Annotated in this window: 13 protein-coding genes (1 of these 13 cut by a window edge); 11 read left to right on the top strand and 2 right to left on the bottom strand. The window is 58.6% G+C overall.

Annotation, left to right across the window (positions count from 1 at the left end):
- A protein-coding gene (locus ACA057_RS00555; protein WP_059405099.1) for an acyl-CoA dehydrogenase crosses the window boundary here: on the bottom strand, nucleotides 1–487 show its 5' end (the start). 695 nt of this gene lie to the left of the window's left edge; 487 of the gene's 1,182 nt are visible here — the first part of the coding sequence; its start codon is at nucleotides 485–487; its stop codon lies off the left edge, out of view.
- A gap of 157 nt (nucleotides 488–644) precedes the next feature.
- On the opposite strand from ACA057_RS00555, the gene ACA057_RS00550 reads away from it, so the two are divergent.
- From ACA057_RS00550 to ACA057_RS00500, 11 genes are all read left to right on the top strand, one after another.
- Complete coding sequence (locus ACA057_RS00550; protein WP_497345126.1) at nucleotides 645–1,544, top strand: LysR family transcriptional regulator; 900 nt, start codon at nucleotides 645–647, stop codon at nucleotides 1,542–1,544.
- 434 nt (nucleotides 1,545–1,978) lie between these two features.
- The gene (locus ACA057_RS00545) at nucleotides 1,979–3,100 is read left to right on the top strand and encodes a Re/Si-specific NAD(P)(+) transhydrogenase subunit alpha (protein ID WP_497345124.1); all 1,122 of its coding nucleotides are present in this window, start codon (nucleotides 1,979–1,981) and stop codon (nucleotides 3,098–3,100) included.
- Nucleotides 3,101–3,115: 15 nt separating this feature from the next.
- A complete protein-coding gene (locus ACA057_RS00540; RefSeq protein WP_003187010.1) occupies nucleotides 3,116–3,439 on the top strand; it encodes an NAD(P) transhydrogenase subunit alpha part 2 in 324 nt (107 codons plus the stop codon).
- Nucleotides 3,439–4,875, top strand: coding sequence for an NAD(P)(+) transhydrogenase (Re/Si-specific) subunit beta (locus tag ACA057_RS00535; protein ID WP_497345122.1), 1,437 nt, complete (start codon nucleotides 3,439–3,441; stop codon nucleotides 4,873–4,875). Before ACA057_RS00540 ends, ACA057_RS00535 begins: the two co-directional genes overlap by 1 nt.
- Before the next feature lie 180 nt (nucleotides 4,876–5,055).
- The gene (scpC, locus tag ACA057_RS00530) at nucleotides 5,056–6,549 is read left to right on the top strand and encodes a succinyl-CoA:acetate CoA-transferase ScpC (RefSeq protein ID WP_497345120.1); all 1,494 of its coding nucleotides are present in this window, start codon (nucleotides 5,056–5,058) and stop codon (nucleotides 6,547–6,549) included.
- A 319-nt stretch (nucleotides 6,550–6,868) separates the two neighbouring features.
- Complete coding sequence (locus ACA057_RS00525) at nucleotides 6,869–7,084, top strand: DUF1127 domain-containing protein (RefSeq protein WP_008154465.1); 216 nt, start codon at nucleotides 6,869–6,871, stop codon at nucleotides 7,082–7,084.
- 257 nt (nucleotides 7,085–7,341) lie between these two features.
- Complete coding sequence (locus ACA057_RS00520) at nucleotides 7,342–7,551, top strand: DUF1127 domain-containing protein (protein ID WP_497345118.1); 210 nt, start codon at nucleotides 7,342–7,344, stop codon at nucleotides 7,549–7,551.
- 145 nt (nucleotides 7,552–7,696) lie between these two features.
- Entirely contained in the window at nucleotides 7,697–8,014 is a 318-nt protein-coding gene (locus tag ACA057_RS00515; RefSeq protein ID WP_150711569.1) for a DUF2388 domain-containing protein, read from the top strand.
- 106 nt (nucleotides 8,015–8,120) lie between these two features.
- The gene (locus ACA057_RS00510) at nucleotides 8,121–8,429 is read left to right on the top strand and encodes a DUF2388 domain-containing protein (protein ID WP_497345115.1); all 309 of its coding nucleotides are present in this window, start codon (nucleotides 8,121–8,123) and stop codon (nucleotides 8,427–8,429) included.
- 27 nt (nucleotides 8,430–8,456) lie between these two features.
- The gene (locus ACA057_RS00505) at nucleotides 8,457–8,777 is read left to right on the top strand and encodes a DUF2388 domain-containing protein (protein ID WP_008154459.1); all 321 of its coding nucleotides are present in this window, start codon (nucleotides 8,457–8,459) and stop codon (nucleotides 8,775–8,777) included.
- Nucleotides 8,774–10,735 (top strand): DUF7844 domain-containing protein, encoded by a 1,962-nt coding sequence (locus ACA057_RS00500; protein ID WP_497345113.1) that lies wholly within the window; start codon nucleotides 8,774–8,776, stop codon nucleotides 10,733–10,735. The genes ACA057_RS00505 and ACA057_RS00500 overlap by 4 nt, the downstream gene beginning before the upstream one ends.
- 85 nt (nucleotides 10,736–10,820) lie before the next feature.
- Here the strand turns inward: ACA057_RS00500 and ACA057_RS00495 are convergent, their stop codons facing one another.
- On the bottom strand, nucleotides 10,821–11,279 hold the full coding sequence (locus ACA057_RS00495; protein ID WP_497345111.1) for an anti-virulence regulator CigR family protein: 459 nt from the start codon (nucleotides 11,277–11,279) through the stop codon (nucleotides 10,821–10,823).
- Nucleotides 11,280–11,304 lie beyond the last annotated feature (25 nt).

Genomic DNA, 11,304 nt, shown 5'->3' with positions numbered 1-11,304 from the left:
TGTAGCCGCCTTCCACTTTACGTGCACGAGTAATCATCGCGCCCGGGTCGGAACCGTGGTCAGGCTCGGTCAGACCGAAGCAACCAATCCATTCGCCCGAGGCCAGTTTCGGCAGGTACTTCTGCTTCTGCGCTTCGGTACCGAATTCATTGATCGGCACCATCACCAACGAGGATTGCACGCTCATCATTGAGCGATAGCCCGAGTCGACGCGCTCGACTTCACGAGCGATCAGGCCGTAGCTGACGTAGTTCAGACCGCTGCCACCATACTGCTCAGGGATAGTTGCGCCCAACAGACCGACTTCACCCATCTCGCGGAAAATCGCCGGATCGGTTTTTTCATGGCGGAAAGCTTCGAGAACACGCGGCGCGAGCTTCTGCTGAGCGAACTGTGCAGCCGTGTCACGGATCATGCGTTCTTCTTCGGTGAGCTGTTGATCCAGCAGCAGGGGATCGATCCAGTTGAAGCTAGCTTTACCGCCCATGAGTGTGTCCTCTCGAATCGAGTCAAATAACGTGGACTGATCCTAGGCCGGGTTCGGCGTTCCGGCAAACGAGGATTTAGCATACTGTTGTGCTAATTTCTCACTCCGTAACATCGCAAAAGAGCTTAGATGCGATGCATTAGTGAGGTTGACGTACATGCGCAGGAAAATACCCAGCACAACGGCCCTGATCAGCTTCGAAGCGGCCGCACGCCACGAAAGCTTTACCAAGGCCGCCGTGGAACTTTCGCTGACCCAAGGGGCCATTTGCCGACAGATCGCCAGCCTCGAGGAGTTCCTCGGCGTAGAACTGTTCCGACGCTCACGTCGTGGGGTCAAGCTGACGGAAGCCGGACTTTCCTACAGCCGACGAGTGGCTACCCAGCTCGATGCGGTCGAGCGCGACACCTTGTCCGTGATGGGCCAGCAAGGCGCCAACGTGATCGAACTGGCGGTGGTCCCGACGTTTGGCACTCAATGGCTGTTGCCACGGCTCAAGGACTTCCAGCAAAAACACCCGGAGGTCACGGTCAACCTCACGAACCGCACGCGGCCCTTCCTGTTCGCCGACACCGACTTCGATGCAGCCATCTACTTCGGCGATGCGGATTGGTCAGGCACCGAATCACACAGGCTGATGGGTGAAAATCCGATGCCGGTGTGCAGCCCCAACCTGCTGGGGAAAAGCACAAACCTGACGCCTGGTGAAATCGCCGAATTGCCCCTGCTGCAACAGACCACGCGCCCTTATGCCTGGCGCCAGTGGTTCAACTCGCAACACCTTAATATCCCGCGAGACATGACAGGGCCGCGCTACGAGCTATTCTCCATGCTTGCCCAGGCCGCCATGCACGACATGGGCATCGCGTTGATTCCGCCCTTCCTGATTCAACGCGAACTGGCCGAGAAGCGCCTGGTGATCGCCAACGCCCAGGCACTCTCCAGCATCAAGGCTTACTACCTGATGATTCCTGAGCGAAAGGTGGAATCGGCCTCTTTACGGGCTTTTCGCGATTGGCTGGTCAATCAGGCACAGAGTTACAACCTAGAAGGATAAGGGCTTGCACCCGTTAGCTGACCTGGTAGTCAGCTAAATAAAAGCCCTACAGATATAAGTATTTGTCGCATTTTGACAGACTGTACTGACAAACAGCACAAACGTCCCACAAGCGCCTGAAGACGTGGCCTTGAGCCGCTATTACAAAGCGATGACACTTCATTCACCGCGCCGATGCGTAATTTCTTGAAATTTTGCGAAAATCCTTACAAGCCACAGCCTGTAAGGGATTGCACCTAATAGTGCGACATTCGGTCACGGGGTGACTTGTAGTTAATTTTCCGTCACCCGTCATAAACCCTTGAAGGGCACAAAGTTCGCCTGCAAAATGCCGCGCCCCGCCCTGATTTAGCGGGATCGTGCTGATCGGCCGCCCCAGCCGCACCATCCGTAGTGCATGGGTTTACTCAATAAGATCACGCAGGAGATTTGACGTGCACATTGGTGTTCCTCTCGAAACCCAGACGGGTGAAACACGGGTTGCTGCAACCCCGGAAACCATCAAGAAGCTGATCGGCCAGGGTCATAAAGTCACTGTGCAAAGCGGCGCCGGCATTAATGCCAGTGTTGTCGACAGTGCTTATGAAGCGGCAGGCGCAACGATTGGCAGTGCCAACGATGCGTTTGGTACCGAGCTGATTCTCAAGGTGGTCGCCCCCAGCGACAGCGAGCTGACGCTGATAAAGAGCGGCACCGTTGTGGTGGGCATGCTCAATCCGTTCAGCAATGAAACCATCGCCAAGCTGGCCGAATGCGGCATTACCGCGTTTGCGCTGGAAGCCGCGCCGCGCACCTCCCGCGCCCAGAGTCTGGATGTGCTGTCCTCCCAGGCGAACATCGCCGGCTATAAAGCCGTGCTGTTGGCCGCTCACCACTACCCGCGCTTCATGCCGATGCTGATGACGGCTGCCGGCACCGTGAAAGCGGCGCGCGTGCTGATTCTTGGCGCTGGTGTGGCGGGTTTGCAGGCGATCGCTACCGCGAAACGCCTGGGTGCCGTGATCGAAGCGTCCGACGTACGTCCTGCGGTAAAAGAGCAGATCGAATCCCTTGGCGCCAAGTTCGTCGACGTGCCTTACGAGACCGATGAAGAGCGCGAATGCGCCGTCGGTGTCGGCGGTTACGCACGACCGATGCCAGCGAGCTGGATGCAGCGTCAGGCGCTGGCCGTACACGAGCGCGCCAAGCAGGCTGACATTGTCATCACCACTGCACTGATCCCGGGCCGCAAGGCACCGACGCTGTTGAGCGCGGAAACCGTGTCGCAGATGAAACCGGGGGCGGTGGTCATCGACCTTGCAGCGGCGCAGGGCGGTAACTGCCCGCTGACCGTGGCCGATCAGGTTGTTATCGAGAATGGCGTGACCATTTGCGGTCCGACCAACCTGGCCGGTGCGGTCGCGGCAGATGCTTCGGCCCTGTACGCGCGCAACCTGCTGGACTTCCTGAAACTGGTCTTCAACAAAGAAGGCCAGTTCGAGATCAACCTCGAAGACGACATCGTCGCCGCGTGCCTGATGTGCCGCGACGGCCAAGTCATCCGCAAAAACGCCTAAGCAGGGATTCAGACGATGGAAGAGCTTATCTCCCCCGGTATCTACAACCTGATCATCTTCGTGCTGGCGATTTATGTCGGTTATCACGTGGTCTGGAACGTTACACCTGCACTGCACACGCCACTGATGGCGGTGACCAACGCAATCTCGGCGATCGTGATCGTCGGCGCCATGCTGGCGGCGGCGTTGACCGTGACGCCACTGGGCAAGACCATGGGCACCCTGGCGGTGGCTCTGGCGGCGGTGAACGTGTTTGGTGGCTTCCTGGTCACCCGCAGAATGCTTGAGATGTTCAAGAAAAAAGCCCCGAAAGCCGTAAAAGAAGAGGCGCCTAAGTAATGAGCATGAACCTTGTCACGACGCTCTACTTGATCGCGTCAATCTGCTTCATCCAGGCCCTCAAAGGCCTGTCGCACCCGACCACATCGCGACGCGGCAACGTGTACGGCATGCTCGGCATGGCGCTGGCGATCCTCACCACCGTTGGCCTCATCTATAAGTTGGGCGCTGAGCTGGCTACTGCGGGCATCGGCTACGTCATCGTCGGCCTGCTGGTGGGCGGCACCGCTGGCTCGATCATGGCCAAGCGCGTTGAAATGACCAAAATGCCGGAACTGGTCGCTTTCATGCACAGCATGATCGGTATGGCGGCGGTGTTCATTGCGATCGCTGCCGTCGTTGAACCGCAATCGCTGGGTATCGTCAAGCAACTGGGTGATGCGATTCCCGCCGGTAACCGCCTGGAGCTGTTCCTCGGCGCGGCCATCGGTGCAATCACCTTCTCCGGCTCGGTCATCGCCTTCGGCAAGTTGTCGGGCAAGTACAAGTTCCGCCTGTTCCAGGGTGCACCGGTACAGTTCGGCGGCCAGCACAAGCTGAACCTGCTGCTGGGCCTGGCGACACTGGCACTCGGCGTAACCTTCATGCTGACGGGCAACCTGAGTGCCTTCGCGCTGATGCTGGCCCTGGCCTTCGTGCTGGGTGTGCTGATCATCATCCCGATTGGCGGCGCCGACATGCCGGTCGTGGTGTCGATGCTCAACAGCTACTCCGGCTGGGCAGCGGCAGGTATCGGCTTTTCGCTGAACAACTCGATGCTGATCATCGCAGGCTCCTTGGTAGGTTCGTCCGGTGCGATCCTCTCGTACATCATGTGCAAGGCGATGAACCGTTCGTTCTTCAACGTACTGCTGGGTGGTTTCGGCAACACCGCGGACGCAGCCGGCCCTGCGGGTTCGAAAGAAGCCCGCCCGGTGAAATCCGGTTCGGCTGACGACGCGACCTTCCTGCTGACTAACGCCGACACCGTCATCATCGTTCCGGGCTACGGCCTGGCGGTTGCACGGGCACAACATGCGCTGAAAGAGCTGACCGAGAAGCTGACCCATCGCGGCGTCACCGTGAAGTACGCGATCCACCCGGTTGCCGGTCGGATGCCTGGCCACATGAACGTCTTGCTGGCCGAGGCCGAAGTGCCTTACGACCAGGTGTTCGAGATGGAAGACATCAACTCCGAGTTCGGCCAGGCCGACGTGGTGCTGGTGTTGGGCGCCAACGACGTGGTCAACCCAGCGGCGAAGAACGACCCGAAATCGCCGATTGCCGGCATGCCGATTCTGGAAGCGTTCAAAGCCAAGACCATCATCGTCAACAAGCGCTCGATGGCCAGCGGCTATGCCGGTCTGGATAACGAACTGTTCTACCTCGACAAAACCATGATGGTTTTCGGCGACGCCAAGAAAGTCATCGAAGACATGGTCAAAGCCGTCGAGTAAAACCTGCTCCAACGCAATACCCAAAACCTCAGCCTTTAGTAGGCTGGGGTTTTTTTATTCCCCGTGAAACCCGACCAAAGGCTCTAAATCAGGGCTCTGCATTCGACCATGGTAGCGGGACGGATTTTTTTCAAATCACTAGACTGCATACCTTGCTTCCGTTGCCCGAGATAACAATCCATGTACCGTGATCGTATTCGCTTGCCTTCGTTGTTGGATAAAGTGATGAGTGCTGCTGATGCTGCCGCTCTGATTGAGGACGGCATGACCGTCGGCATGAGTGGTTTCACTCGCGCCGGCGAAGCCAAAGCCGTGCCCCACGCATTGGCCGAACGCGCCAAAATCTCCCCGCTGAAAATCACCCTCATGACCGGCGCGAGCCTGGGCAACGACCTCGATAAACAGCTCACCGAAGCCGGCGTATTGTCACGGCGCATGCCGTTCCAGGTCGACAGCACCCTGCGCAAGGCGATTAACGCCGGCGAAGTGATGTTCATCGACCAGCACTTGTCGGAAACCGTGGAGTCGCTGCGTAACCAGCAACTCAAACTGCCGGACATCGCGGTGATTGAAGCGGTAGCGATCACTGAGCAAGGCCATATCGTGCCGACCACTTCCGTGGGTAACTCGGCCAGCTTCGCGATTTTCGCCAAACAGGTCATCGTCGAGATCAACCTGGCGCACAACCCGAACCTGGAAGGTCTGCACGACATCTATATACCGACCTACCGGCCGACCCGCACGCCAATTCCGCTGGTGAAGGTCGACGATCGCATTGGCAGCACCGCCATCCCGATCCCGCCTGAAAAGATCGTCGCGATCGTCATCACCAACCAGTCCGACTCGCCATCCACTGTGCTGCCGCCGGACGTAGACACCCAGGCCATTGCCGATCACCTGATCGACTTCTTCAAGCAGGAAGTGGCGGCCGGGCGCATGACCAACAAACTCGGTCCATTGCAGGCCGGTATCGGCACCATTGCCAACTCGGTGATGTGCGGCCTGATCGATTCGCCGTTCGAAGACCTGACGATGTACTCCGAAGTGCTGCAGGACTCGACCTTCGACCTGATCGATGCCGGCAAACTGAGCTTTGCGTCGGGCAGTTCGATTACCTTGTCGGCCCGTCGCAATACCGACGTGTTCGGCAACCTGGAGCGCTACAAGGACAAACTGGTGCTGCGCCCGCAAGAAATTTCCAACCACCCGGAAGTGGTACGTCGGCTCGGTATCATTGGTATCAACACGGCGCTTGAGTTCGACCTGTACGGTAACGTCAACTCCACGCACGTCTGCGGCACGCGGATGATGAACGGGATCGGCGGCTCGGGCGACTTTGCGCGCAACGCGCATTTGGCGATTTTCGTGACCAAGTCGATCGCCAAGGGCGGCGCGATCTCCAGCGTCGTGCCGATGGTCAGCCACGTCGACCACACAGAGCATGACGTCGACATCCTCGTCACCGAGGTAGGCTTGGCCGACCTGCGTGGCCTGGCGCCACGTGAACGAGCTCGCGTCATCATCGACAACTGTGTGCACCCGGACTATCGCCAGGCACTTGACGACTACTTCACCGCTGCTTGCGCCGTCGGCGGACACACCCCGCATATCCTGCGTGATGCCCTGAGTTGGCACATCAACCTGGAAGAAACCGGGCGAATGCTGGCGGTGTAAATGGAACAGATAGCAGCTGACGCAAACACAGTTTCGTCAGCTTGCTGTTGCAAGACCAGATCCTGAACAAAACTGTACTGCTGTACCGGTCTTTTCCTACCGTAGTTGCCTACCTTTCCGAGTCAAACAGCCAAAAACGCACCATACAAGTGCGGATAGGTACAGTTGCCTCAATTTTGACCAGTACACCGCTGATTAACAGTTAACTGGTCCCTCACAATACAGGTGAACTGTATCTACAGAGACTAGCCAAACGAGAGGATCATTGGCATCAGTTAAACCACTACCTAATCCCGCCATAAGCGGAAGGATGTCAACCATGGAACGTACACTCAGTTCCGAGCTGTTTTTCGAAGACAACGCTGTAAAGACCCAGGCTTCCACGCCTCTTCGCGTTCTCGCCAACCTGATGTTGTGGCAGCGCCGCATCTCCAGCCGCCATCAACTGGCTCGCCTGGATTCGCGTCTGCTGGCTGACGCCGGGATTAGCGAAGCACAACGCTACGAAGAGCTGAGCAAGCCGTTCTGGCGCTAAGTAGCGTCGCTGGCTCTGACCTGTAGGGTCCACCGCCAGCAACCCGAATTGAACAAACAAAACCCGTCGTGGGAAACCACGACGGGTTTTGTCGTTTTCGGGCCATCAACATGGCCATTCAATAGGGATAACAGTGAACAGGTACAGTTTCTTAAAAACTGAAACTGAACCAGTACAATATCAGCCGAGTGTGTCTGTCCTGGACTGCCGTTGGGGATCACCATGAACCCTCAACCTGCCAGAAAAAGGACAGCGCCATGAATCACTTACTGGATGTTTCCGTTCCCGCAGCCCAAACGAAGCCTCGCTTTCGTTGGCTACGTCAATTATGGAGGTCTTTGGCCAGCGGCCTGGAGAGGGCCAGCACCCGGCGTTTACTGGGCCAACTCAACGAGCATCAACTCTCGGACCTGGGCATCAGCCTCGCGGATCGTCTCAACGAATTGGATAAACCGTTCTGGCGCTAGCGGCCTGTGTGAGCAGACAGGACTGTTCGAACCGACGCGCTCAGGCCTAATATCAAGTCAGAACGTGGCGCACACCGCGCTAAGCGCGTCTGAATTTACAGATACCGCGCCACCTCTCAATCGGTTTACCCAAAGGAGTTACACCATGTCCCGTCTTCGTCTGCTCAGCGCTGCAGCCCTGCTTGCCGTGGCTGCCAATTCCCACGCCACCAGCTTTATCGTGACCACCGACGCTGTCGTCGGCGCACTCAAGGCCACGTCCGATGCGACCTCCGATGTCACCTCTTCTTTTCGCGATGACAAAATCGTGCGCGCTGCCCGTGACGACGCCGCCAGCTTCGTCGCCAGTGAAGGCGCCATTCGCGGCGTGAAACTGGAAAGCGCACTCGATCACATTCGCCACCAGGCACCTGCGCTGAACGCGACTGACGCACAGCTGGCCCAGGCCATCCTGACGATCTAAGCCAGGCACTGACGTGGGACACGCCTGTCGTGTCCCAATGTTTCTACGCTGGCTCTAAACCGGACGTTGCGCTAGCCTTTGGACTCGCCTTTAACTGTCGAGTCTCATGCGTTTTATTTCAAACCCATTGATCACTTCAGTATTGGTGACGGCCTGCTGGACGGGCTCGGCCAATGCCCTCGATGTGTCTACCCAAGGCCTTGTGGCCACCGGCTACGCCACAACCATGGTGACCGCCGCCCCCTTCGACCGTAAGCTGTTGATCGCGGCCCATGATGACGCAGCAGCGTTCATCGCCAGTGACGGCCAGCTGCGAGGCGCGCAATTGGAGTCGGCCCTGGATTATCTGCGCCGCACCCGGCCAAAACTTCATGCAAGCGACCTTGAACTGGCGCAGGCAATTCTCGTCCAATAGTTATCCTTGTTCTTGCGGAGTCGTTCCATGCGTAGCCCACTGATTGCTGCCACTCTCGGCCTGTTGTTGTTGGCCGATGTGGCCCAGGCGCAAACCCTGGTAGCCACCAGTAACATCCTCATCAACGCCACCCGGCGCACCCTTGATTTCACCTCCGATACCACGACGTCCATCCGCGACTCGAAAATCGTTCGTGAAGCCCATGACGATGCGGCCAGTTTTGTTGCCAGTGATGGCGACATTCGCGGCGCGCACCTGGAAGCCGCCTTCAACACGTTGCGCACCCGCGTGCCGGAAGCCCGCGATGCCAGTGATCAGGTCCTCGCCGAAGCCATCCTCGCACTGTGAGGTTCGCAAGCGCCTGGCTGTTGGCCGGGGTCATGTTGCTGCTCGGCAACACGGCCCAGGCTGGCCTGCAATTAAAGCTCAAGACCGAAGGTCTGAGCCCCGCGCAACAGCAGGCCAGCCAGGCACTGCTCGATGAAGCCATGCAAGCATTGCCGCCGCGGTTCGTCGAGCAACTTGACCGACGTATCGACGTCGGCTGGACCGACGACATGCCCAGCAACGCCTATGGCCAGGCGTCGTTGGTGTCCGAACTCGATCTGAATCGAAACCTGCTCGCCAGCCTCACCGATGGCACTGCGGCGACAAAGAAGACTTATCGCCCCCACGGCACCGTCCGCCGGGAAATGCTCGCCACGGTGTTGCACGAACTCACCCACATTTACGACCGTTCGCGCCTGTGGCCAGACGCCGAGCGCACACTGATCCAGCGTTGCACCCGACGCAACAGCAGCTCGGGGCTGGTCGGTATCCCGGATCAATGCCGAGGCCAATCCGCCCGGCGCTTTACCCTCAGTGATGACCCACGCCTGCTCGACCTCGCGGGTTGGCCGCAATACGTTGGCCGCCGTGGCGAACGTGAACAGTACAACCGGCAGATCGCCCGCAGCCCGGACATTTACGAAACGAGCAGTCCCAAGGAGTTCGTCGCGGTCAACATGGAGTACTTCCTCCTCGACCCGAGCTACGCCTGCCGACGCCCTGCGCTGTACCGCTATTACAAAGAACATTTCGGCTGGGCGCCCGCCGCCAAAGACACCTGCGGCAAATCCTTTGCCTTCCTGAATGCGGGCAATGATTTCGCCCGACAGCCCTTGGGGCAGGTCGACCCGGAACGGGTTTACGCCGTCGACTACCTGCTGGCCGAAGCCAACCAGAACTGGGTCAGCCGCTGGGGCCACAGCATGTTGCGCCTGGTGATCTGTGCTCCGGGCCGGCCACGCGGGCCGGATTGCCGACTGGATCTGGACCAGCATCTGGTGTTGTCGTATCGCGCCTTCGTCGGTGACGTACAACTGTCGAGCTGGGATGGCCTGGTCGGTAAATACCCGTCGCGCCTGTTTGTCTTGCCGCTGGCTCAAGTGATCGACGAATACACCAAGACCGAACTGCGCAGCCTGGCCTCGGTGCCGCTTAACCTGTCGCGTAACGAAATCGAGGACGTCGTGGAACACGCCGCCGAGATGCACTGGAGTTATGACGGCAACTATTTCTTTCTTTCCAACAACTGCGCTGTGGAAGGCCTGAAACTGCTGCGCAGCGGCACCAACAATTCGCAACTGGTCGGACTCGACAGCATCATGCCCAACGGTTTGCTGGAGGTGCTCAAGGGCCGCGGGTTGGCGGACACCAGCGTACTGGACGATCCCCGCGAAGCCCTGCGCCTGGGCTATCGCTTCGACTCCTTCCGCGATCGCTATCAAGCCATGTTCGACGTGCTGAAAAAACACCTGCCGATCAAACAGGAAAAGGTCGAAGACTGGCTGGCCTTGAAGGCCGAAGAACGCCGCAAGTGGGTTGAGCAGGCTGACTTGCGCACCAGCGCGGCGTTGCTGTTGTTGGAGCAGGCTGCCTTCCGCCAGCAAATGGTATTGGCTCAGGACGAAGTGAAGCAGCGCTATCTGGGCGCGCGTGAACTGAAGAACGGCGGCATGGATAAGGCCAACGCAACCTTGCAACAGATTCTGGCCAATAGCGGCTTCCTCAGTCGTCCCGCGGAACTGCTTGGGACGGGTGGATATGGGCTGCCCCAGCCCAATGAATGGCAGCGACTGGAATCGGAAAGCAACCTGCGGCAGAAACAGCTTCAGGTGTTGACCGGGGATCTGGACAAGGAAGTGAGGGCGCTGCTCGAACCAAGCCGTGCGGCCGAGATGGCCGCCAATGAAGCCAACCTGAAGCAGATTGGCGAGCATTTGAGAAAGTTGCACAAGGCGTCGGGTGGATTGGAATTGCCGTGATTGATACACCGCAAAACTTGTAGCAGCTGGCGCAGCTTGCGTCCGGCTGCTACATGGGCCGGGTCAACCTGCAAAAATCAGCGAATCAGTAAAGCACCCCTTCAAGCACTTCATACACGATCCCGGTTCCTACAGCGATCAGCACAATATCGCCTCCCGCGCGACGCCATTCGTACCCTGGGTAATACGGCAGCCGGCCCAAGGCGCGATTGTCCAGGCGTTCGCCGTAATAACCGTGAGGCAACGGCCGGCCACGGACCAGATGAATGCCTGGAGGTGGCGGTGCACCGCGGACGAAATAGCCGTGGTTATCGTGGATAGTCTGGCGCACCGGACCGAAGTCACGTGGTGGAGGACCACCGCGATGGTTGTCCTGGCGGCCACGGTGGTCATCGCCGTGATTGTCACCATGATTATCGTACTGGCCCTGTTGCGGGCCGCCGTGGTCGTGATCGTCGCGCTGATCGGCGCTAGCATTCAGCAACGGAGTGGCACTGAGCATCAGTACACCCAGGCTGGCAATCAGACGTTTCGGCATTTTCATCAGGTCATTCCTCACTGCACATACA

The sequence above is a fragment of the Pseudomonas sp. LBUM1661 genome, assembly GCF_059695925.1.
This window is presented reverse-complemented; position numbering and strand designations above follow the sequence as displayed.